The organism is Cylindrospermum sp. FACHB-282, assembly GCF_014697195.1.
Classification (GTDB): Bacteria; Cyanobacteriota; Cyanobacteriia; order Cyanobacteriales; family Nostocaceae; genus Cylindrospermum.
On the sequence record NZ_JACJRJ010000010.1, the window covers coordinates 1 to 23298 of the forward strand.

Here is a 23298-nt window from a genome sequence, read left to right on the forward strand (position 1 = left end):
CCCCGTCCTGTCAAACCTATGGTTTGAATTAGTTGGGGGTCAATTCGTCGTCGCCCAAAAATTCATCCCACACTCCTAAGAGTGAGTGTGGGGCTTCTTTTCGTTTAAGCTAACAATTGCTAATAAATGCTCATTTTTAAGGATTTGCAACAGCATTCTAACTGTCCCGGTTTTGGTGGCTTACCTTAAGGTGCGTTAGGGAACGCACCCTACAGATGTAGCGCTATGGCGCGGTGCGATCGCTTCGCCAAAGGCGATCGCATCTTTATGTCTGGACAAGTGGTAACAATTATGCGTGGGGAATTAATCACCAAAATAGTTGTGAGGCTCTAGTTTTTTGTACTACGTTTTGTTTCAAATTGATGCAATACGCTAAATATAAGGATTCCAAATCCAAAATCCAAAATCTAAAATCTAAAATTGTATGAGTGACAATAGTAAGTAAGTCCATTTCTCGGTTTTAGAAATGACAGCTAAACAAATAGATAGTAGAAATCCGCGCCAATCTAGCGACTGGCCGATTGAGCAATTACCTGGATTGAGCCAAGAGGAACAATCCCAACTGCAAAGTTTTGGTATTACCACCACAGGAGCGCTAGTCAAACAAGGGAAAACGCCAGAGGCGAGATTGGCCCTAGCAAATAAATTACAGATGAATCTTCAGTACATTAATAAATGGGTGGCTTTAGCTGACTTGGCGCGGATTCCCAGTGTCGGGCCAGAACATTGTGGTTTATTGCTGCACGCGGGTTTTGTTTCTGTGGCGCAGTTGTCCCAAACTCCTACTCACCGATTGCACCAACAAGTTATGCGGTTGCACGTGGCGACAATGCAACGGCGAGATTTATGCCCAGCAATTGAGCTAGTACAACAATGGAGTCAACAAGCGCGACAAATAAGTTAAAAATCCAAATTTTGAATTTTGAATTTTGAATTGTTCACTCTTTAGCTAAGACGCCATTAAGGAAGATGTCAGCGAGTCCTTCTGCCATTTGTTGCATTTCCTGGGGGGAGGCGTCGGGCGACATGAGGGTATTGTCGGAAAAACCTGCGATCGCAAACATGCCCAAAAAAACCTTAGCAACAAGCTTGGCATCTGTCTGACGATAGATGCCTTTATCCATTGCTGTTTGAAAAAATGCTTCGGCGACATCGGTCATTTTGCCAATCACTTCTATCTGAATGCGATCGCGCAAGTCTGGGTGAAACTGCACTTCCATAAAACAAACCCGCATCAAATCGGCATTTTGTTGTAAATTCCACATTCGGCGGCGCATCACCTGAGCGATCGCTTTATAGCTGCCCATTTCACTCAATTCTGTCAGCAAATCTGTGAGAATTTCTACCCAACCACTAGTGGCTACTTCTACTAAAATTGCCTTTTTATTGGGAAAATAACGAAACAGCGTGCCTTCGGCTACACCTGCTTTTTGTGCTAAGTCGCGGGTGGTAGTGCTAGCAAACCCCTGGGACGAAAACAACCTCAGCGCTGCCTGTAAAATCCGGGTGCGCGTCTGTGCTTCTGAAGGCGGAGGAGAATTAAAAACTCGCATAGTGATTATAGTTATATCTGCTGTACAAAGACTAGACAACTCTAGACTTTGCTTGACGCTTCAACGGGAGCATGGGAGCAGTTATTCCCTCCACGTCCAGGCACGGGTTAGCCGATATAAAAATGCTAACAATTACTAACAATTGCTCACATTTTATTCCTGCTTCTACCTGGAAGTGTCGGCACTATCCAGTCCAGCCGCCTGCTGTATGCCAGTTGCTACAACTTTGGACACCAAAGCAACGCACTGGCTCAAATTTATCGCCGCGTTTAAATCTTTAGTTCTTACAAATCTATTTTCCAGCAGTTACACTTGGTTTTGGCGAAACTAGTCAATATTTTTATTGAACTAGATTTTTGGGGAGTTCCATCATAATTTTTGTGACAAAAACATCAGCAAATTGTCAAGTGTTATTTATGGTTGTCCAGTCAAACCAATGTTAGTACCTCACGGCGGAAATAAAGCTAGGATTCAAAATCCACCAAAAGCCTACATCATCAGCTTTTTGAATTTTGTATCCCTTACCGGAGCCGTAGGCTCTATGAGAGAATTCCCCGTAAGCGTAGCTTCTGGTAGAGAAGCGTTACTAGTCAAAAGCTCCAGAACACGAATTGTAGGATCATTCCCTAATGTTAAGTACAAAAAGCCCAGAAAACTTAACACAACATTAGCGCTCTTTTTAGCTAATTACCTGTCTCTGAAGAAGTATAACTTTACTTGAATTTTCGCTTATGAATCAGCCCAGACGGTCAATTTTGGATTGGTTAAATCAAGTATCTGTCACCTGGCATCGGCTGTGTTTAACCACCTTAGCCTTAATAATGCTGTTCTCTGTCATGCCAGAAATGGTATCAGCGCAACAAATCGCCAAAACTCCTACCCCACCAACTGCTCAAACTACAATTCAACCCTATCTAGATCGGGCAATCAAGGAGTTGACAGAGTTTCGCCTCGACAATGGCATGAAGTTTATTGTTTTGGAACGGCATCAAGCGCCAGTGGTTTCTTTTCTTACCTATGCCAATGTAGGCGGTGTGGATGAGCCAAAGGGTAAAACTGGTGTAGCCCACTTTCTCGAACATTTGGCGTTTAAAGGTACTCAGCGTATTGGTACAACAGACTACAAAGCAGAAAAACCACTACTAGAACGCTTGGAGCAGTTGGATACCCAAATTAAAACCGCAAAAGTCGGGGGTAAAAAAGATGAGATTTCCCAATTGCAAGCTGAGTTTAAGCAAGTGGAATCCCAAGCAGCCAAGCTAGTGAAGCAAAATGAGATGGGGCGAATTGTCGAACAAGCCGGAGGTGTGGGTTTAAATGCCAATACTTCGACAGAAGCCACCCGTTATTTTTACAGCTTTCCCGCCAATAAGTTGGAATTGTGGATGTCGCTGGAGTCTGAGCGATTTCTAGAACCTGTATTTCGAGAATTCTATCAAGAGAAAGATGTAATTTTGGAAGAACGCCGGATGCGGGTGGAGAATTCTCCCATCGGCTTGATGATTGAGAAATTTATCGATACTGCTTACAAAGTCCATCCTTACAGGCGTCCGGTGATTGGTTATGACGAAGATATCCGCAATTTGACACTGTTGGATGTTGAAAAGTTTTTTGATGCTTACTATACACCTAGCAATATTGCGATCGCCATTGTTGGTGATGTCAACCCGACTGAAGTCAAAAAACTGGCGCAAATTTACTTTGGGCGGTTTAAATCCAAACCAAAACCAGTTGAGCAAATTTCAGTGGAACCTCAGCAGACAGAAACACGAGAAGTAGCTGTAGAGTTTCCCTCTCAACCTTTGTATTTAGAAGGTTATCACCGTCCAGCAATTACCCATCCAGATAATGTGATTTATGAAATCATTGGCAGTTTATTGAGTGATGGACGCACATCACGGCTATATAAATCTTTGGTGGAACAGCAGCAGTTAGCTTTAAATGCCCAAGGTTTCAGCGGTTTTCCGGGGGATAAATACCCGAATTTGATGTTGTTCTATGGTCTCACGGCTCCTGGACACACGGTTGATGAGTTGGCGATCGCATTACGTCAGGAAATTGACAAGTTGAAAACTGAACCTGTATCTGCGGTTGAGTTACAGCGGGTGAAAACCCAAGCAAGGGCGGGTTTGTTACGTAGCCTCGATTCTAATTCGGGTATGGCCGAGCAGCTGTTGGAATATGAGGTAAAAACTGGTTCTTGGCGAAATTTGTTTAAGCAGTTGGATCAAATTGCTGCGGTGACTCCTGGGGATATTCTACGGGTGGCGAATTCGACTTTTACACCTGAGAATCGCACAATTGGCAAGTTGTTGGCGAAGAAGGCATGAGCGAATCGCAAAGGAAGAGGGATATGCTGAGGTTTAAGGGTAAAGGGCAGATGAAGTTTAAAGTTCAATATGCATTGGTTGCGGCTTTGGCTTTTTTAGTTGTGACGTTTAACTTTTCCCTGGCGGCGACGGCAGGGGCGAAGCATTACACTGAATTGCAGTTTGCAGTAGTACCGTCGGTTAAGTTACCCAAGTATGAGCGGTTTGTGCTGCAAAACGGCTTGGTGGTGTATTTGATGGAGGATCATGAACTGCCGTTGGTGAATGGTACGGCGTTTGTGCGTACTGGTTCTCGATTGGAACCAGCCGATAAGGTGGGTTTGGCTAGCTTTACAGGTGCGGTGATGCGGACTGGGGGAACTCAGAAACATTCCCCTGACCAGCTTAACGAAATATTGGAACAACGAGCGGCGGCGGTAGAAACTAGTATTGGTGAAGCTGCTGGTAGTGCTAGTTTTGAGGCTCTGAGTGAAGATTTAGAAACGGTGTTTGGGCTGTTTGCTGAGGTGCTGCGATCGCCACTTTTTGCTCAAGAAAAGCTCGATTTGGCTAAAACCCAGGCTAGGGGTGGCATTGCGCGGCGGAATGACAGTCCAGATAATATTGCCAGTCGAGAATTTCGTAAATTGATCTATGGCAAAGATAGCCCATACTCGCGAACAATGGAGTATGGGACGGTGGATCAGATTAAACGTGAGGATTTGCTCAAGTTCTACCAGCAATATTTTCATCCCAATAATTTGATTTTGGGGATTGTGGGAGATTTCGACAGCAAAAAAATGCGATCGCTCGTTCAAGCTCAGTTTGGTGACTGGAAACTTAACCCAACAATCACTCAACCCCAGTTACCAGCAGTATTACCAGCCAAAACCGGCGGCGTATTTTTTGTAAATCAGCCACAACTGACTCAGAGCAATATTCTCATGGGCCATTTAGGTGGAAAGTTAGATAGTCCAGACTATGCAGCCTTGGATGTGTTGAACGGGGTGTTAAATGGTTTTGGTGGACGCTTATTTAACGAGGTGCGATCGCGTCAAGGTTTAGCTTACTCTGTATACGGTTTCTGGAGTCCCCGCTTTGACTACCCCGGAATGTTCATCGCCGGTGGACAAACCCGATCTGATGCTACCGTGCAATTCGTCCAAGCCTTGCAAGCAGAAATCAAGGGCATCCAAGCTCAAAAAGTCACACCCAAGGAATTGGACTTTGCTAAAGAATCTACACTCAATTCCTTTGTTTTCAATTTTCAAGACCCCAGCCAAACCTTGTCAAGGCTGATGCGATATGAATATTACGGCTATCCCGCTGACTTTCTGTTTCGCTATCAAAAAGCTGTAGCTACAACCACAGCGGCTGATGTCCAACGGGTAGCACGGCAATATCTCCAGCCAGAAAAACTCGTAACTCTGGTGGTAGGAAATCAAAACGCCATTCAACCACCATTAACCCAGCTAGCCCCACAGGTAACTGCAATAGATGTAACCATTCCACAACCACAAGGGAAAAAGTAATCTGCTGGGGAATTGGTAATTGGTAATTGGTAATTGGTAATTGGTAATTGGTAATTGGTAATTGGTAATTGGTAATAGAAGTTATACCAAGAAAGAAAAATGATGGCGACAGTTGGAAATCTGAAAGCTATTACTAATAGCTCATTCTCTGCGAGACGCTACGCGTAGGCGTTAACCGTGCGTAAGCATCAGATAAGCCAAAATCCAAAATGGTATTAACTACCGCTTTACCAATCACCTTTTCCCAATCTCTAATTTAGATAAAATCATTATCTTTACAGACAAAATTCCTTGACTTTTGTCTGTTAAATTAGTTTAAAAACCTTGACTTTATCAAATTAAAGCCGAAAATATAATAACAGGAGTGTAGATTTATATCTCAGGCTCTGTTACTCAATACCTCTATATTTGGGAAGGTGACTAAATGGTGAGTATAATAATATCTGACCTTTATCTTAGTAGAGAGCAACAGCCACTAGGTGAAATAACCGCTGATGAAATGAAGACTATAGCTGGTGGTGCAAGAAGAAGAAGAAGAGGGTCAAATACAATCAATGCAGAGGACTTGCCCTCTATAATAAAATCAATAGATAACCAAGTCGGTCAAATGACAATTAACCTAAATGAAACTTCTGAAAACCTACGGAAGCAACTCGGTATTTGAGCATATTCTTTTGGTAATTAAATATTCTTCTGATTAACGTGCGTTCTAAGTCTAGTAGATATTAGAGCGCATTTTTTTACGCAAATTTTTTAATAAAAAGTATTTAGCATAGCCGTTTACAGACTCAAAATCAAAGCCTCTATCCACCCCCCCTCTTTCCTATAGCGGTACAACAACTAATCCTCTCCTTTCTGGAGAGGTAAGTGTATTTTATCCAAACGAGAAGCGCTATATTAATTAATCCGCTTCATATCTGGCGCTAAATCCTCTTCTACCCCCCTCATAATGGCGACAAAACTGTATCAGCTAGTAGCTTGTAGCTCATAGATACAAGGAAATATTTAACCATATTTGATATGCAAGCTTTCTCAATTAAATTAGGATAATTAGTAATCAAAAAAATATTTATTTGAGGTTGAATTTACGGTTTATAAAAGACACAACTCATTTATTTATGTCTTTTTAAACAGGTTTTTAGCCTTGACTTTACCGATTTTCATGAATAAAAATGGTGTTAACAGGTAAGCGAACCACAGCTTAACTGCCTGCAATTTCTAATCACTGAGAAACAAGTATTTTAGGAGAAAAATCATGGCAACTATCAAACTTGCTGAATTACAAATCGCTGGTTCTGAACTGTTCCAAGATTCCGAAAGCTTTATTAATGACTTGAACGATGTAGCTTCCGTGTCTGTTCATGGTGGTTACGACAGCAGCGGCTTCTCAGATTATGGTTCCTTTGGTGCTGACTTCGGTTTCAAGTACCTTGAGTATTTAGTCAATGGATATGCCGTAAGCACTGTCAAGGAAATCGCTAAGTCCTTCAGCCACAGCCACAGCGGCCACTAAATACTAATTGCTTAGTAGTGCACGACTAAGCAAAATAGCTCTCTAGGGGTTAAAGGGAAAAAGCTACCAATGTGATCACCATCAGGTTTCTTAATTCCCAATACCCCTGGAAAGCTAGCCAAATTCAGCAGTTTCTCAAAAACTTTTTGCTAATTCTAGTTGTTTGTTGCTGGTTTAAGTAGGTTGGTAGTGAGCGGCTAAAGCCCTCTCTTAGCGACCCTACGCAGTAAGCGCAGGCCCGCCTAGCTTCGACCACAGGAGATAGAGAGGGCTAAAGCCCTTACTACGAGCTAATTTCAATATTTTTTACTTTACTTAACATAGTTTGATTTCTTTTCGCCTACTTACTTAGTTTTGGCTATATCTGTTTGTTAGGAAAATCAAAGAAATGGCGAAGATTATAATTGCTGATCTGTATCCTGCCGATTTAGAAACCTTTATCTACGACATGAAATATCTAGATTATCGGTCTATATTTGGCGGTGAAAATGATGCTTTTTCTCTGGGGCTTAACTTTGGCATTAAATTTTTTGAATATGTGTTAGTGGTGTATGCCATCGATACTGTTTCCACACTAGCTAAGTCATTTAATACCACGAAGTAAATCTTGATATTTCCCTGATTATTAGATAACAAATTGCCATGATTACCAATAAAATGTCCTATGCGATCGCTAGTTGGATAGTATCATGGTTGATCTACAGTTTATTAATTGACCAACAGCAAGTTGTAACTATGCTCACAAGCATCTGAAACTATGCGATTTATCTTAAGTGATCAAAATGTTTTTGACTACTTGATATCTCAAGGACTATCTACTCCACAAGAGAAGTCATTGAGCAATATTGAGCTAAAATCTGGCAAAAACTTTAACTTGTTAATCAGTTTGCCAAATGATCGTCTACTCTTGATTAAGCAAGAGAGTTTAAACCCAGAAGGAAAAATTCAGGGTGAGTTATTCGCAGAATGGCAAGTTAGAGATTTTTTACGACAATTTCCCGAAGTTAGGCATCTTCGCTCATGTTTTTCAGAAGCGATACATTTTGATGCGGAAAACTCCATCATAGTTTTCAAATATCTCAATGACTATCGCGATTTAGCAGATTTCCATGATACAGAAAATTTATTTCCTACTGAAATTGCCAGGGAAGTTGGTACAACTCTAGCATCGATTCATCGCCTAACTCTAGACCGTCAAGACTATCGGGAATTCTTCCAAAATAGTCAGAATGGATTAAGTCAAAAACCTCCTAACTTGACTCGTGGATTAGATAGGATTACTCCAGCAGTTTTTGGTTCGGTTCCTGCTGATGGTCTGAAATTCTTTACACTCTATCAACGGTACGATAATTTAGGAAAGGCGATCGCAGATTTGGGTACAGCTTTCACTCCTTGTTGTCTCACCCATAATGACCTCAAGCTGAACAATATTCTTCTATCCTTAAATTGGGAAGCAGCAGTATACCAAGAATCCGGTGAGAGGATGATTCGTTTGATAGACTGGGAGCGCGGTGCTTGGGGAGATCCAGCTAATGACTTAGGAGCATTGATCGCCAGTTACCTGCAAATCTGGCTTTATAGCATAGTAGCTAGTAAGGCGATCGCAATTCAAGATTCTTTACGCCTAGCCGCAACCCCCCTAAATCTACTTCAACCTTCCATCGCTACACTGGTTGAGGCTTATTTAGCTGACTTCCCCGAAATCTTAGAACGTCGTCCAGATTTCTTGCAACTAGTTGTGCAATTTTCTGGTTTAGCCTTAATTAGGTCTATTCAAGCAAAACTCCAACACGAAAAAACCTTTGGTAATTCGGGTATCTGCATCCTTCAAGTTGCCAAAAGTTTATTGTGTCGTCCAGAAGCATCCATCTACACAGTTTTTGGCATGGAAGCATCAGACCTTATTCCCACCAACTTATCTCCTGCTTATACCAATTTTAGTTAGATTTTGGATTTTGGATTTGTCTTTTCCATCACCCCTGATTCAGAGGCAAGACTTATGCAACTCTTAGACTCACAGCTAAATAAACTTTCAGATATTCCAGATTCATTGCAGATATCACTACAAGATATCGTCAATCGTGTTCAGATTGAGTCTCACCATTATATTAAACATCCAGACTACAAAAACGAAGAATTACCAGAGTCAGTAATCTCTCGCTTTCAGCAATTGCCCTTAGAAATTCAGAATCAGCATTTGATTCTGCTACTGCGTAATCTTCTCTACAGCGTATACTATAACGGCTCTTTTAAATCGAACCTCGCATCCGATGCAGAAAAAACCAATTTAGCCCCAAATCAAAATCTAGAAAACAACAGATTATTCGGCGTAGATTTAGCATTTTATGAACGTTTGCATAGCAGTAACAAAAGTACAGGCTACTGGAGCCATGATTGGGTAGTAGTCAAAGAAGAAACAGATGGCACTTTGGCAGTGCATAGAAATGGTTTGACCCTGCACATTGAGCGCGATATTCATCTACCACCAGAACATCAAACAGCCACTGTTGGTAATTTAGTGGCGATCAAAATGCCCAAAAATCTAGTGCAAAACGCCTTTTATATGGCAATGTCTAATGTCTCTGCATCGCCAATTCACCAAAATCTTGTTCGCATCTACTTCAACGTCACCCCAGACGGTGCAGTATCAGTCATGGAAAGTTTGACAACTCAACTCAACGCCATCCCGATTTCTTTCTCATTTAAAGCACTAAATAACCCCTCAGATTATGAGCGTTACGACTCAGCAGTACTTTACTTTGACAAAAATAACTATGAAGTTGTCTACCCAATCCTAGAAAGAGTTTATACAGAAAACCAATCCTATTTTAGCGAGCAAATACCTCTATTTACCAAGTTACTAGCACCAGGATTAGCTTGTGCCGAAGAACCAAATCACAAATTTGGCGACCAAGAAAGTTTTGGCACCAATCGCTGTCAAATTGTTGCTAATGGTTTAGTCGATGCTTGGCTGCAAGGGAATAATACGCCAACAGGTCGGGTAGCATCGATTTTACAAAATTTCTCTTTACACTCAATAAAATTGGCTTATCCTTACCTCAATCCTAACTCAGAGGATATCTACACTCCTTTAAATTTATAAACCTCAAAAATATTCAGTCTGGTTAATCACTGCATTAAAATAATGCTATGACTCAAGAAAAATTTGAACTAAACGAACCATTAGAGAAGATATTCAAACATAAAGAATTAGAGCAGATAGTCAAAGCCATTGTCAGCGGTAAGTATTCCTGGGCTTGTTTTTTAATTCTCCATTTTTCTGGTTACAACCCGATGGATTTTATCCCCTACCGCACCTACATCAGATTACTGAAAAACAACTGCCAAGTCGGTGGAGCAAAACTTTATCCAAATGAACATCGAAAATTAGAACTTTTATCAGCGAGAATTCTACCAGGTAGTGATAAACATGGCTCAAACTAAATTCCTATACTAAAACACAATATCAAAAGGTCATGAAAGAACAATTAGAACCAAGCCTCACAGCAACGGCTATCCGCCACCAAGAAGAAAAACAGCACAAGGAAACATTAACCTTGGTTCCAGTTCCTCCCGCAACTGATGCCGAAATTCTGGCATATCTGCGCCGTTCTGGAAAATTAACGGAAATTGCTGCTTTAGCAGAACGAGATGTAGTCATCTTAACTATGTGCGAGCAATTGGGAATTACGACATCTGATGCAGAATGGCAAGCTGCTGGTGATGCTTTTCGCCTGGAACACCAGCTGTGGGGAACATCGGAAACCTTGGCATGGTTAAAGCAGCAGCGCATTAGAATACAAGAATGGTCACAAGGAATTAGAATAGCTCTATTAGAGAAAAAGCTCAAAGAACATCTGTTTGGTGCAACTGTAGATAGCACTTATTACTCTTGCCAAAACAACTACAGACGGGTGGCGCTGTCACAGATTTTAGTTTTTGATCTCACAACTGCTGAGAAAATTGTGCAGACATTGCAAGCAGGAAGTGATTCTTTCTGCGCTTTAGCATTGGAATATTCTCAAGGTAAACTATCTCAAGAAAATGGCGGTTTTGTTGGACTTCGCTTTTTAGTAGAACTTTTACCAGAAATTGTGACAGCTATTATTGATGCTGAAGCAGGCGAAGTTATTGGCCCCATTCAGACCCAACTAGGGTATCACATTCTCAGAGTAGAAAAGTGGCTCTCTTCAGAATTGAATCAATCAGTCCGAGAGCAAATTATAAATATGATGTTTAAACTTTGGCTAAATAATGTAGAGAATTGCCCTAGTGATGGGGAATAAAAACCTAATGCCACATTAAAAATTTGCCGATATTCTCGAATTTGGTGGAGCTAATTTTCGGTTAGTTATATTATGTCAATTTTGTGAAAATTTGATTGCTGAAATAAATCTGGGCGGTAAATTAGTTGCAAAAATCTGTTTACATAATCTTGAAAACTACAGATAAACACAGATACTTTATCAGGATGTTAGGGTGTAAGTAAGTAGGCGAAAAGAAATCAAACTATGTTAAGTGAAGTAAAAAATATTGAAATTAGCTCGTAGTAAGGGCTTCAGCCCTACTTTGTAAAGAGAAAGAAGGCATAGCTGCGCTTACCGCGTAGCGTCTCGTATCGCCAACGCCTAGCGTCAATCACAGGAGATAGAGAGGGCTAAAGCCCTCACTACCAACCTTGAATTATTTACACCAACCTATTTAATACCAATTAAAAAAAATGTGACAGATACAAGCCCGCAAACCCTATCAAATCAGGCTTTGTTAATTTGGAATTGGTATAATACCACTATCCTACGGCAACGCCAAGGGCGTATGTCTACAGGTAGCTTCAGTTTTGTTCGGGCTTTAAATACCCTTATGCAATAGTCTCCAATTTTTAATTTTTAATTTTTAATTTCTGTTGTCAGATATCTTTCGATGATTGATAATTAGCATCTTCTGCTAGCTTGGCTACAATTTCTACAGTGGTGATTTGTTGCTTTAACCAATTTGTAAATAAATCTCCCATAATTCGCTGACGCAGCTGTTCATCTAATTGGGGTTGGATGATTTCTTCAACCACAATTATATGCACTCCTTTAGGTGTAATTATTGGCTTGAGAATTTGCGGGGGAGTAGCAGCAAAGACTACTGCGGCAATCTCTGGTCTAAAGTCGCTACGTGGTCGAATTCCCTGATATCCTCCAGCACGACGGATTTCTGGATTTTGGATATATTGGCGGGCGATTTCTTGAAAAGTAATTTCGCCCTCTTGCAGGGCATAAAAAATTTCTAGGGCTAAGTCTTCATCATCTAATATAACTTCATAGGTAACTACTCCGCTATAATCAAGTTGGTTTGCATAAAAAAATGGTTCGATCTTATCTGCAAATAAATGATTTGCTAACTTTGCAGATAGTAGGTTAGTTTGTGCTAACTCTTCAAATTCATCTAGAGAAAGATGATGTTTTTCTAACCACTCCCAAGTATCTTCTGCTTTGAGGAGTCTGTTGGCTAATCGCAAGCTATCTGCTGCTTGTTGCAGTTCTTCTGGCTCAATTTTAATACCTTCCTTTGCGGCTGTGTCGGTAATAATTTTTCGGGTGGCGATCGCTTCTAATAAACTAGGAACTTGTCCAGAAAGTTTGATATAGTAAATAATGTCTTTATCTGAGATGTTTAAAGTATTTGACACGAGATAAGTCCTCCGATTACTCACCTATTGTGGATTAGTCATTTGAGCTTATTGGCATAAACATAAATTAGTTGTGTATCTATTATATTTAGCTTATATATTTTTTTGTTTTCTCTATCTAATGGTACTTTTAATTAATATTTTAATATTTAAAGCAGTATAAATAGATTTATAGCACTGATTTAAAGTATGTAATCTTCTTGACATTAAATATCAAAAAGATAGGTTTAAATCAATATATTTTCGTTTTATATATAGCAATCCTATTTGATTTGTGAACATAAAGTGAGTCAGATACCTGACTTCTTAGAGAAGTCGGGTATCTTTGTGTTCACAAATGATTTAGGACTACTATAGAAATAGAAACTTAATTAAATTAGTTTGAATTACTCAATTATAACCGAATCAAAACATCTAGTTAGCAAAGCATAAAAAACCTGCATTAATATATTACTATCTCAATGCAGATTTCCGTGATATTCAAATATGAATTGGCAACTGATTAGAGTACCAAATAGATAGTTAACCTTGAAAAGTCAACAGTAAACAACTTGTTGTTATATAAACTGAAGGGACCATTATATGTAGTTGATGTGTTATTTACACCATCATGAACAGTGGTTAGCCCAAGAAGGGTATCCTCACCCAACAAAGTCAGAAGAATATTTTCTGATCCTGATATGGCATTCATTTCTTCTGAAGTTAGGTCATGGAAAAACGTCTTATCATCAATAGGATGTAAGTCAGAAATCATGATTGTAGTCATTGTCTTATTTTCCTAATCAGGAAGTGAACAGTTTTGCAACTTTAGTGGAGAGTGGAGCAAAAATGCTGACACAATTATACAGAATCCCTGTCAAAATTAAAGCGATTGCACCGTCGTAATATTGCTTTTTGGCTAGGTTTTTAGGCTCATTTTTGGATAGTTGCCATAGAGTAATTTACGGATTTAGCTCTTGATTTGATGTGACTGAAGCCTCAAAAAATACCCCACTTTCAGAAAGGTCTACGTGCTATGGTTATTATTCAGTCTGCTTTGTAGCCTCTCTATCACTCCATCACAAACTATTATAAGTTTTTGACAACATAACTGAGCCAATTATCAATCCCAAGAACGGTACCAAATGTAAGTTGACCTTGAATAGTCTACGGTGTGGATTTTATTATCATGGGAGTTGCCTGCGCCTTCATATGTAGTTGATTTGCTATTTATGTCGCCATGAATAGTCAGTATCCGAGCATTGCGATATTGATCTGATAAGAAGCCGCCTAATAAAGTTTTCATTTGCGCTGGATCTAGATCAGACAGAAATGTCTCTACATCAGTAGGATGTAGGTCAGAGATTACTAGTTTATTCATTGTCTGTTATTCTGAATCAAAAGTTAATTTGACTCTTATATTTTTACATTATTTTGATGTAATTTTTTATTTTGAAACAAAGGGCAAATATTGAAAATCTGTATGAAAAAAATTAGTTTTATACATAATTCTTTGTAGACGTAATTAAATGAATTTTGTCTGGAATATGATGCTTTTGTAGTAATTATTAGCTAATTTAATGAGCTAGGATAGCTTGACATAAAAATACATCATAAACAAATAGTTTAATATCCAATTATCTAGGACATAACTCAATGATTTCTGTCTTAAAAGCCGATACTGTTTTACAGCAAAGATGAGATGATGGGTCTGCCTACAAAAAATGATACAAAGTTGTATTTAAATTTAAAATACAAATTAAGCAATATATAAATTATTGATATAGGAGTTCTAAATTCTTGGGGTCTTTGGCAGTAACTTGCGGCACACGGCTATTGTTTTTTTAGGTTTCAATGTCTTTTAATTTGGGGATTCAGGAACCCATGAAAAATTTTTCATGGGTTCCCTGTCGCTGCAAGGGGGATTTATTAATCTGATGGCACTAAAGCTCCAGTCCGCCGGTTTGTAGCTTTTTAAATGGATCTAAAATCAAGTCAATTACCCGACGTCGGCGGACAATTACCTCTGCTGTTGCTGTCTGACCAGGCGTTAAGATGGTGCGTTTGTCGCCGGTTTGGATATAAGGCTGATCTAGGGCAATATCTAACTCATAGCTTTCAGTGCGATTTTGGCTATTTTCCTGAATTTTAGAGTCAGGTGAAATCCAGCTAATGCGCCCTTGTAGGACTCCATACTCTTGGAAAGGATAGGCATCAAATTTGATTTTGACTGGCATTCCCACCTTGACAAAACCACTTTGTTGACTGGGCATTTGTGCTTTGAGGATTAAAGCAGTATTTTGGGGGGCAATTTGGGCAAGCATTTGTCCTGGTTGGACGACAGAACCGGGTTTTTTAATGGGTAAGGCAAAGATCATGCCATCAATAGGCGATCGCACCACTCGTTGCTGTAACTGCAGCTGTAAGGATGTGATCTGACTTTTGGTTTGAGCAATTTCCGATTCCAGGGTAGTTATTTGGTTTTGCAGGTCTTTAATCTGTTCCTGACTCTTGAGTACCGCCAGTTTCCCTGCTTGCACCGCGCTTTGATAGCTGCTTTCCTGCTCTTGGAGGCGCATTTTTGCTAGTTCAATATCTGACCGGGCTTGACTCATCAGTGAGTCATAGCGGCTCAATTCTTCTCTTAAGCGCAGGTTAGCTAGTTGGATGTTGGATTTTGCTTCTTCTTGGGAACGTTGGCTTTCTTCGGCTGTTTTTTCCAGTTCTACAACTTTGATTTCGGCAATTGCACCCTGTTCTAAAAGTTGGCGATAGCGCTTGACTTCTACCGAATCTCTGCTTAAACGACTGTTGGCTAACCTCTGGGTAATTTGGCTAGATTTGATATTCTGTCTAGCCTGATCTACTAGAGCTAGTTTTTCTAATTTTTGGAAGTTATAGGTACTCTTTTTAGCATCCAGGTTTTGCTGGGCCTGACTAACTTGAGACATTTTTTCCCATGCTTGGGATTGGTTTTGTTGCTCTTGGATGTTAATTGCTAGCATGACTTGGTTTTTTAGCAACTCCAATTGCGATCGCCGATCAGCTAAACCGGCTAACTTAGTTTGTGCCTGTTGCAGTTCCGTTCGTAAAACATTAGATTCCAGTTCTACCAAAACCTGTCCGGCTTTTACAGTTGCACCTTCTGTGACATTGACAGCAATTACACTACCAGTAACAGGACTATCTAATTTTTGTGTTGCTCCTTTGGGTTCTATCCGCCCAGTTGCACTTCCTGTTTCATCAACTTGAGCATACATCGACCAAGGTAAAGCGATCGCCGTAAAGCTGATTAATAAATACAGTATTGAGCGCGTCCATACCCTGGGTAAAGCGTCTAGGAGTTCCTCAGTACCGTAAAACCAATCATTGCTGCTAGCTATGATCTGTGTCTGATGAGGAAAAACAGCACTAGAGTCTTCAACTAAAGGAAGTTGCTCCGGTGATCTCTTAATCAGGGTGGATGATGGTTTATTAGATGGGTGTGGCATAAATAATGGGTAATGGGTAATGGGTAATGGGGAGAAAGGTAATTGGTAATGGGTAATGGGCAATCCTTTTTTTGTTCATCCCTAATCCCTAATCCCCAATCCCCAATCCCGATTTCTCAAGCTGTTTGGGCTAGTTGTTGCTGATTGAGATAGTAGTAATGACCTCTTTTAGAGATTAAGTAGTCGTGAGTGCCGCTTTCCACTAAAAGGCCCCGATCTAAGACTAAAATCAGGTCAGCATGGCGCACAGTGGAAAGGCGATGGGCAATAATCAGACTTGTGCGTCCTTGGAGAATTTTTTTGAGATTAGTCTGAATAATCCGCTCAGATTCTGAATCTAGGTGACTTGTGGCTTCATCTAAAATCAATAGGCGGGGATTGCCTAATAAGGCACGAGCGATCGCTAAACGTTGACGTTGTCCCCCCGATAACATTCCCCCACCTTCCCCAATTTGGGTTTCGTAAGCCATTGGCATTCGCTGAATAAATTCATCTGCTCCTGCCTGACGCGCCGCTTCCGTAATCTCTTCTAAAGTGGCTTCCGGATGAGCAATGCTAATATTTTCGCGAATTGTCCCGCCAAACAAAAACGTATCTTGATCGACAACCCCAATTTGCGATCGCAGCGATCGCAGGGAAATATTAGTCACATCTTGATTGTCAATTAACACTTTCCCATCCGTCGGCAGATATAAGCCTAAAATCAACTTAGAAAGAGTAGTTTTGCCAGAACCACTACGCCCCACAACCGCGACAGTTTGCTCTGGCTTGATTTCAAAACTCAGATTTTCCAGCACATTCACATCACTTTCTGAGTGATAGCGAAAAGTGACATTATCAAAGCGAATTTTACCCCGTAGCCTGGGTAAAGACTGACGGTGTTGATGCTCTAAATCTTCCTCTGGTTCAGCTTCCAAAATGTCATTAATCCGCTCTGTAGAAATAACCACTTCCTGTAATTGATTCCACAGAACTATTAACCGCTGAAAAGGCTGAATCACGTTACCTAGCAACATATTAAAAGCAACTAACTGGCCAATTGTCAGTTGGTTTTGAATTACTAGCCATGCACCAAACCACAACAATCCTGTACCTGCTAGAGATTGAATTGTCGCACTGAAAATTTGCAGTTGATTACCAATTACTTGACCGCTAAAACTTTTTTTTGTTAACTTATTCAGCAGTTCTTCCCAATGCCAGCGTACTGTCTGCTCAATAGCCATTGAGCGAATAGAAGCAACCCCTGTCAAAGCTTGAATCAGATAACTGTTTTCATTGGCTCCAGCACTAAAAACTTCGCGGTTGATGCGGCGCAAAAAAGGAGTGGCCACAACTGCCAACAGTAGATAAGGTGGTAAGACAGCTAAAGTCAGCCAGGCCATTGCCGAACTGTACCAAAACATCAACCCCAAATAGATAAACACCGTCAGCAAATCCAAACAAATAGATAGTGCTTCCCCGGTGAGGAAACGCTGAATTTTTTGATTTTCTTGGACGCGAGAAACAATATCGCCAACGTAACGCGACTCAAAGAAAGAAAGAGGTAAGCGAAAGGTATGTTTGATAAAACCTACCAACAACGCTACGCCGATGCGGTTGGCTGTATGGTCTAGCAAATATTGCCGTAGTCCGTTGATAGCAATGCGGAACAACCCAAAAATCACCAACCCGAAACCAACGGCGTTTAATGTCAGAGTACTACCCTGGACAATTACTCTGTCTAAGATCAGTTGGGTAAATAGAGGAGTAACAAGTCCAAAAACCTGAATTAACACCGAAGCAACAAACACTTCTAGCAATACTTGTTTGTGTGGTTTGACTAAATCAAGCAACTGCCAAAATGGTGTATTTGCTTCTGGGGTTTCTTTGAGTGAGTTTGTGGGTTGCAATAACAACGCGTAACCAGTCCAACCAGCTTTGAATTCCTCATTGGTGAGAGTACGTTGACCAATGGCTGGGTCGCCGACAATCACCCGTTTTTTGCTGATTTCATAGACAACTATATAGTGCTTGCCTTCCCAATGAGCGATCGCTGGTAGAGGTTGTTGTGCAAATTTATCAAAGCTAGCTTTCACCGGACGGGTAGCAAAACCGATGCTTTCTGCCGCTGATGTTAAACTCCGCATTGATGCACCGCTGCGGCTAACGTTGGCTAAATCCCGCAGCCGATTGACACTCAAGTTTTTGCCCCAATAGCGACTAATCATCACCAAGCAAGCTGCCCCACAGTCAGAGGCACTTTGTTGAGCAAAGAATGGATAGCGCTTGGTAACACGTTGCCACCAATGACCCACACTCACATTGGGGTTGGGAAAGTAAGCTTTTCGTTTCTTTGGTTGTGGCTGTGGTTGTTGCTCTGGGGTTGATTGGGGAAATGTAATCAGATTTCGGTTGATTTGGGCAAGTTGTTCGACAGCTACAGCAGCGGATGGCCCTTCTCCAAAGTCGTTCAACTCTGCTAATTGTGGCCAGTGTTCCAGTGCTGTTGGCCAATCAGCATGACGCAGAGCGTATGCGATCGTTGGTTGTGTCGCTTGCCAACTCCCCTGCTGAGGATTTACATAAATGTTGCCTGGTATTACAGTCCGCCCGTCAGAGTACAGTAGTTCACCCCGACGCAGCAGCCAAAGCTTGGTATCTTTGGTGAGTTTGCTATTGAGAGAACCACTTTCGAGATTGTGGCGCTCAAATAGACATAGCGCTTTGAACATCGACTCGGAAGAGCTATTTTGCGGCAGTAGGGAGTTTTGGCAACATAACAGCAGCTCATCCCAAAGTTCTGCCTTTGTGAGGAGGCATAAGCGAACATTATCAGATGAGCCAAAGATTTCTTGCAACACCTCTTGGTGAAGATAGCAGAGCTTTAAATTCACAGAAGCTCTGGCCACATAAGGAATAAAATCCTCTTCTGGAAACAGAGTCAACTCGCCAAATGATGCCCCAGGGGAAAGGGTAGTAATTAAGTTATTGGCGCTATCTAGCAGTCTAGCTTTACCTGTAAGAATGATATAAATTCCCGGATTTGCTGTTGTTGCTTGCCAGAATTGTTTGGCTACTGGTGGTTCAACAATTTCTACTGCTTTAACGCACTGATCAATTTCCCTGCTTGACAACGACTCACCCAAGGTTTGGGCGATTTGTTCAGCCAACTGTTGTGGGGAAAACGCTCTTTGCATTTCCTTACCTCCAAAACACTACTACTTATTGGTCTGAATCAGATTGAATGACCAATGGAAACTAGGTTTGGAGTTAGATTCCAAGTCGCAAATCGTAATACCAGCGTCCTTAGTATGATCAGTTTCTGCTGGACAGGAACTTTTTCGCTTAGTGGAAAGTCCCATTTGTTTAAGCAGGCGATTAATATGGCGATCGCTAATTTCGATGCCAAATTCAGTCGCTAAATGTTTGCTTAACCATTGAGCTGTCCAATAACCAAAAGCATAGCCATATTCACGAGGACTATGGCTTACCAATTCCTTCAACCTTTCAAGATATTGATGACTCACCGTCTTTGGTCTACCTATCGGTCGCTCACTCCACTTGTGCGCCATACCTGCTTGAGCTACACCAATCCAATACCGCGCCATCTCTTGAGAACAACTTAATATTTCACAGATTTGGGCTTGGGATTTACCCATATCTGCCAACAGCATAATTTCCATCCGCCGCCGAAATTCTGGCTGTAAATTAGCTTGCAAATTTTTTACTAGCGCCTTACGCTGAAATGGGGTTAAAAACTTACCTTCCTGTGTCTCATAACCCTCAAAAGCTTTATCTAGACTGGAATAGTATGACATAATCCTTACCAGTTGCCGTCTACTGTACAATGTGGGCAATTATGTACGTTGCAGATGTTGCTGAAATTTAGATGCCTAAGATTTTACAGATGCTTTCATTAATTAGCCTGTTATGGCTAATTAAGTATTTACATAATGTGTAACTCACGCTAGATATTTCCCCCTAGCTTTCTCAAACTCTAGAGAGTCATACCTGCGTTTACTTAGATTTTGATCCATCAATATCCGGCTTTAACGCGCTCCATCTGATAAAAACAGAACATCAAAAAATCTGAGCCAGACCATGTAAATTTGGTTTTTTCCATTCAGTAAAATCTTGATCAAAAACTACACTCCAAAGTTACTAGAGCCGATAGTTTACAAGCAGTAGTCAGCATCCCTGATAAAATATGCAGCAAGCATAGCTGTTCTGTCCCTGATAAACAGCAGTGTCTGGTAAAACACCTAAAACTAGTGAACTACTCACTGGTTAACCCCAAGAGCTAGAAAGACTTTCCTGGCACTTGCTACAACAATGGTATTGACTGAAACCATTTACCCCGGTTGATCATAACAGGAAAGCAATTTAGAGCCTGAACTCGGCTCTTTATTTGAGGATATTACTGAACTCTGCAAAGCAGATTCATAGGTCAACCTCCGAATATTTAGGTTGGTTAATTTTTGATTACCAAAAAGAGGTTGAAAGCTGTTCAACAGATTGAAGCCTAAAAATAGCCAATGTCAGGCATGAGTGAAAATCTATTTCCTACACTAGCCTAACACTAGTGTTTTCTCATCAGCAGATCATCATAAATCTGAAATTCTCTGTAAAAGCAGTTCAACTAAAAAGCGACAGTTCCTCACTCTTTGCCTTGTTTAAGAATTTTCCTACATCCTAGCCAGGAGATTTTATAAAAAAAATAAATTTCACCAAATATTCATAATATCTTCATCAAATATTCATAATTTGATGCAAGTGAACAATAAGAGCTTAGTTATTAATTTTATTGTTAAATTAACCGAGTTAATTTAAAATTACTAATCAAACTAATTCTGGACTGGCAAATTTATATTTGATGCTAAATATCAGCATAAAAATCAAATAGTATCATCAACATCTAGCTACTAGATATGCATCTATCTTTAGTTAGAAACTGACATACTTGTTAATATCTGACATAACTTATAATATATCTACTAAATTTGTATCTATCTCTAGCATCAAAACCCTATAGAGTGAAAAATACTCATTTTTTTCTAATTACTGTTGATAAATCTAACCTTAGTTGGATGATACTTTAATTCAATATATTTATTACCTGGCAAAATTCAGTCTAGGAAAGTAACACAGCCAATAGTCTAAACTGTGTCTTTTAATGACGACTTCAGTAGAGAGTCTAGTTCAGAAGCTAGCCAACGTTGAAACATATTATTGAGAATTTCTTGATACCTTTCAGAAGTTAATTCCGCTGGTAGGAACTCTTCAACCATAAAAAGATGATAACCTTGATCAGTTTTAAAGGGAGGAATCAACTGTTTAGCTGGTGTACTAAATACAACAGCAGCTATATCTGGCTGGAGAGCAAAACGGTAAATCTTACCTTCATAACCGCACTTGTATCTGCGTTGTTCATCCATATCATAAAGGTGAGCAGCATGATAAAAGCTAATTTCTCCTTCTTCTATCTGATAAAAAAGTTCTTGAGCAAATTTTTCATAAGAAACAATAATTTGATAAAGCACAACTTGCTCAAAGTCTAGACGATTTTGGAAAAAGACCTTTTTAACTTCTTGAGCAAACAACGTTTCAGCTAATTTTTGTGAGAGCAGTCTAGCATGAATTCCCACTTCCCAATCTTCAGGAGTAATTAATTGATCTGCTAACCATGCTATTGTATCCGTAGCCTTCTCTAAGCGCTTATTTCGGCGCAGATTATCCGCTTGCTCCTCAATTTCTTCTGCTGTGACACTTATGCCCCTTTCCTGAGCTACGTGGAAAATAACTCTTTGAAATATAACATTCTGGTATACTTCCTTAAAATTCATTTTGCTCTTGAGGAAGTTGATAATTTCCTCTGGTTCAACAATTATATTTACAGGATTATTCATCGGTATTTATTTTTTTATAACTGACATATTGACAAAATAGGCAAAAACTGTATTAGGTGGAATAAGGAAACTTTCAGGCGCTTAATCTCCCAATGGATTGAATGTAATTCCTGGAATTCAGCTTGCTTAACCGCAATTAGTGCATCTTCATCCGGTACAAATATAATGTAGTCTCTTTTTTCTTCGTTTTTGAAGCTTTTTTGAAATACTTTTACTTTGCCGAAACTGTTTAGATGAACTATTAAGCCTTCATCTGGAATTTCTAGATGTTCAATTTAAGTATAATCTCGACCATTTATGGACAGGTTCTGATTATTTGCTACACCCATCATTATATTCAAGACAATAGATGTATTATCACTCTTTCAATGCCCCCTCTTAAAATTTGCGGTAAGCATACCGTAGGCTTATCGCCTGAAAATTTCCTATTTACACCCAATACATTTATTCCCTATTTTGTCAATTCGTAAGTCCTAATAAACTTAAAAGCAAAAGAAAAAATTAAAATTGTATAATTCGTATATGCAATTTCTTTTTATCCTAATATACTAAAAAAAGAGGAGTTAATAATATCCTCTCAAAATTCAGCCTGACACTAAAAACTTAGCTACTACTATTTCAAATAGGGGTAACTTTTGCTTTTTACCTTTGTGTCTACTCTGCAAGAACGACTACTTGTGAGAACTGCTAGTCTTCCATGACACCAAAGGCAAAGGTCAGATGGGTGAGACTTAGATATTATCTATCAGCAACGCCTAAATTGTAGGCGTTTAAAAATCTTTAGCGTACTTCCTAAACACAAACTTTTAGGAGAAACTCAAATGGCTATCACAGCAAAAAAAGCCCTGTTAAACAACCAAAGCATCTTACAAAATTTTGCTTTAGTTGAAGAAATTGACGAACAAGCTGCTGAAATAATTTCTGGTGGTTACGAGGTGTTTACGATTAGAAACAAAACACAATACAACATTACCCATGTCTTAGATGGTAAGGAATTCCTAATGAAACCAAATGAAGAATGGATATATACTGCCTACCAAGGAGGAACCATTAAATTTGACGTGGACGGTCGAGATGATTACAACCAATCCAAATCATACAATTTGTCCGATGGAAAAATATATGAATTTCAAGACAATAAATACACTGCTGGCAACCCATATGATATCGAACTCTATAGCGTAGGTTAAGTTAATTTGGCTTTTCACATAACGTGGAAAGTCAGCGACTGACCTAACCCCCTACCTGATTTTTCTGCTAAAGAATTAAGTCTAATGCATAAATCCTAATTTTTCTGCGTAAATCCTGACTCAATACAGTCCAATGGCTTAACTATATTTTCGCCCCAAGAATTGCGCT

19 protein-coding genes are annotated in these 23298 nt (G+C 39.9%); 11 read left to right on the forward strand and 8 right to left on the reverse strand.

Features of this window, described 5'->3' with window-relative positions; translation table 11 throughout:
- Positions 1-466 precede the first annotated feature (466 nt).
- Positions 467-904 (forward strand): DUF4332 domain-containing protein, encoded by a 438-nt coding sequence (locus H6G32_RS07065; protein ID WP_190456530.1) that lies wholly within the window; start codon positions 467-469, stop codon positions 902-904.
- Positions 905-938: 34 nt separating this feature from the next.
- Here H6G32_RS07065 and H6G32_RS07070 read toward each other — a convergent pair whose 3' ends face one another.
- Positions 939-1553 carry a TetR/AcrR family transcriptional regulator gene (locus H6G32_RS07070; protein ID WP_190456531.1) on the reverse strand — a complete coding sequence of 205 codons (615 nt, stop codon included), beginning with the start codon at positions 1551-1553 and terminating at the stop codon, positions 939-941.
- Positions 1554-2284: 731 nt separating this feature from the next.
- Here H6G32_RS07070 and H6G32_RS07075 point away from each other — a divergent pair.
- The 9 genes from H6G32_RS07075 to H6G32_RS07115 all read left to right on the forward strand — a co-directional run bounded on the left by H6G32_RS07075 (position 2285) and on the right by H6G32_RS07115 (position 11193).
- On the forward strand, positions 2285-3883 hold the full coding sequence (locus H6G32_RS07075) for a M16 family metallopeptidase (RefSeq protein WP_190456533.1): 1599 nt from the start codon (positions 2285-2287) through the stop codon (positions 3881-3883).
- A gap of 23 nt (positions 3884-3906) precedes the next feature.
- Positions 3907-5394: a M16 family metallopeptidase gene (locus H6G32_RS07080; protein WP_190456535.1), complete on the forward strand. Its 1488-nt coding sequence runs from the start codon at positions 3907-3909 to the stop codon at positions 5392-5394.
- Between the two features lie 424 nt (positions 5395-5818).
- Positions 5819-6058, forward strand: coding sequence for a hypothetical protein (locus tag H6G32_RS07085; RefSeq protein ID WP_190456537.1), 240 nt, complete (start codon positions 5819-5821; stop codon positions 6056-6058).
- A gap of 591 nt (positions 6059-6649) precedes the next feature.
- The gene (locus tag H6G32_RS07090; RefSeq protein WP_190456539.1) at positions 6650-6907 is read left to right on the forward strand and encodes a hypothetical protein; all 258 of its coding nucleotides are present in this window, start codon (positions 6650-6652) and stop codon (positions 6905-6907) included.
- Positions 6908-7295: 388 nt separating this feature from the next.
- Positions 7296-7511, forward strand: a complete 216-nt coding sequence (locus H6G32_RS07095; RefSeq protein WP_190456541.1) for a hypothetical protein — start codon at positions 7296-7298, stop codon at positions 7509-7511.
- Positions 7512-7664: 153 nt separating this feature from the next.
- Complete coding sequence (locus tag H6G32_RS07100) at positions 7665-8852, forward strand: phosphotransferase family protein (protein ID WP_190456543.1); 1188 nt, start codon at positions 7665-7667, stop codon at positions 8850-8852.
- Between the two features lie 54 nt (positions 8853-8906).
- The gene (locus H6G32_RS07105; protein ID WP_190456545.1) at positions 8907-10010 is read left to right on the forward strand and encodes a T3SS effector HopA1 family protein; all 1104 of its coding nucleotides are present in this window, start codon (positions 8907-8909) and stop codon (positions 10008-10010) included.
- Positions 10011-10057: 47 nt separating this feature from the next.
- Positions 10058-10351, forward strand: a complete 294-nt coding sequence (locus tag H6G32_RS07110; protein ID WP_190456547.1) for a HetP family heterocyst commitment protein — start codon at positions 10058-10060, stop codon at positions 10349-10351.
- Between the two features lie 32 nt (positions 10352-10383).
- Positions 10384-11193 (forward strand): peptidylprolyl isomerase, encoded by an 810-nt coding sequence (locus H6G32_RS07115; protein WP_190456549.1) that lies wholly within the window; start codon positions 10384-10386, stop codon positions 11191-11193.
- A 620-nt stretch (positions 11194-11813) separates the two neighbouring features.
- Here the strand turns inward: H6G32_RS07115 and H6G32_RS07120 are convergent.
- From H6G32_RS07120 to H6G32_RS07145, 7 genes are all read right to left on the reverse strand, one after another.
- Positions 11814-12584, reverse strand: coding sequence for a peptidylprolyl isomerase (locus H6G32_RS07120; RefSeq protein WP_190456551.1), 771 nt, complete (start codon positions 12582-12584; stop codon positions 11814-11816).
- Between the two features lie 502 nt (positions 12585-13086).
- Positions 13087-13350 (reverse strand): hypothetical protein, encoded by a 264-nt coding sequence (locus tag H6G32_RS26515; RefSeq protein ID WP_206757959.1) that lies wholly within the window; start codon positions 13348-13350, stop codon positions 13087-13089.
- A 336-nt stretch (positions 13351-13686) separates the two neighbouring features.
- Positions 13687-13944 carry a hypothetical protein gene (locus tag H6G32_RS07125; RefSeq protein ID WP_190456553.1) on the reverse strand — a complete coding sequence of 86 codons (258 nt, stop codon included), beginning with the start codon at positions 13942-13944 and terminating at the stop codon, positions 13687-13689.
- Between the two features lie 562 nt (positions 13945-14506).
- The gene (locus H6G32_RS07130) at positions 14507-16054 is read right to left on the reverse strand and encodes an HlyD family efflux transporter periplasmic adaptor subunit (RefSeq protein ID WP_190456555.1); all 1548 of its coding nucleotides are present in this window, start codon (positions 16052-16054) and stop codon (positions 14507-14509) included.
- 116 nt (positions 16055-16170) lie between these two features.
- Entirely contained in the window at positions 16171-19230 is a 3060-nt protein-coding gene (locus H6G32_RS07135; RefSeq protein ID WP_190456557.1) for a peptidase domain-containing ABC transporter, read from the reverse strand.
- 21 nt (positions 19231-19251) lie between these two features.
- On the reverse strand, positions 19252-19851 hold the full coding sequence (locus tag H6G32_RS07140; RefSeq protein ID WP_190456559.1) for a helix-turn-helix domain-containing protein: 600 nt from the start codon (positions 19849-19851) through the stop codon (positions 19252-19254).
- 1338 nt (positions 19852-21189) lie between these two features.
- The gene (locus H6G32_RS07145; RefSeq protein WP_190456560.1) at positions 21190-21939 is read right to left on the reverse strand and encodes a peptidylprolyl isomerase; all 750 of its coding nucleotides are present in this window, start codon (positions 21937-21939) and stop codon (positions 21190-21192) included.
- Between the two features lie 821 nt (positions 21940-22760).
- Between H6G32_RS07145 and H6G32_RS07150 the strand changes: the two genes are divergently transcribed.
- Positions 22761-23129 (forward strand): hypothetical protein, encoded by a 369-nt coding sequence (locus tag H6G32_RS07150; RefSeq protein WP_190456562.1) that lies wholly within the window; start codon positions 22761-22763, stop codon positions 23127-23129.
- Positions 23130-23298 lie beyond the last annotated feature (169 nt).

Coding starts and splice junctions, on each gene's coding strand:
- H6G32_RS07140 (WP_190456559.1), bottom strand. CDS start 19,851: ATGTCATACTATTCCAGTCTAGATAAAGCTTTTGAGGGTTATGAGACA.
- H6G32_RS07075 (WP_190456533.1), top strand. CDS start 2,285: ATGAATCAGCCCAGACGGTCAATTTTGGATTGGTTAAATCAAGTATCT.
- H6G32_RS07145 (WP_190456560.1), bottom strand. CDS start 21,939: ATGAATAATCCTGTAAATATAATTGTTGAACCAGAGGAAATTATCAAC.
- H6G32_RS07115 (WP_190456549.1), top strand. CDS start 10,384: ATGAAAGAACAATTAGAACCAAGCCTCACAGCAACGGCTATCCGCCAC.
- H6G32_RS07150 (WP_190456562.1), top strand. CDS start 22,761: ATGGCTATCACAGCAAAAAAAGCCCTGTTAAACAACCAAAGCATCTTA.
- H6G32_RS07100 (WP_190456543.1), top strand. CDS start 7,665: ATGCGATTTATCTTAAGTGATCAAAATGTTTTTGACTACTTGATATCT.
- H6G32_RS26515 (WP_206757959.1), bottom strand. CDS start 13,350: ATGACTACAATCATGATTTCTGACTTACATCCTATTGATGATAAGACG.
- H6G32_RS07070 (WP_190456531.1), bottom strand. CDS start 1,553: ATGCGAGTTTTTAATTCTCCTCCGCCTTCAGAAGCACAGACGCGCACC.
- H6G32_RS07095 (WP_190456541.1), top strand. CDS start 7,296: ATGGCGAAGATTATAATTGCTGATCTGTATCCTGCCGATTTAGAAACC.
- H6G32_RS07090 (WP_190456539.1), top strand. CDS start 6,650: ATGGCAACTATCAAACTTGCTGAATTACAAATCGCTGGTTCTGAACTG.
- H6G32_RS07105 (WP_190456545.1), top strand. CDS start 8,907: ATGCAACTCTTAGACTCACAGCTAAATAAACTTTCAGATATTCCAGAT.
- H6G32_RS07130 (WP_190456555.1), bottom strand. CDS start 16,054: ATGCCACACCCATCTAATAAACCATCATCCACCCTGATTAAGAGATCA.
- H6G32_RS07065 (WP_190456530.1), top strand. CDS start 467: ATGACAGCTAAACAAATAGATAGTAGAAATCCGCGCCAATCTAGCGAC.
- H6G32_RS07110 (WP_190456547.1), top strand. CDS start 10,058: ATGACTCAAGAAAAATTTGAACTAAACGAACCATTAGAGAAGATATTC.
- H6G32_RS07125 (WP_190456553.1), bottom strand. CDS start 13,944: ATGAATAAACTAGTAATCTCTGACCTACATCCTACTGATGTAGAGACA.
- H6G32_RS07135 (WP_190456557.1), bottom strand. CDS start 19,230: ATGCAAAGAGCGTTTTCCCCACAACAGTTGGCTGAACAAATCGCCCAA.
- H6G32_RS07080 (WP_190456535.1), top strand. CDS start 3,907: ATGCTGAGGTTTAAGGGTAAAGGGCAGATGAAGTTTAAAGTTCAATAT.
- H6G32_RS07085 (WP_190456537.1), top strand. CDS start 5,819: ATGGTGAGTATAATAATATCTGACCTTTATCTTAGTAGAGAGCAACAG.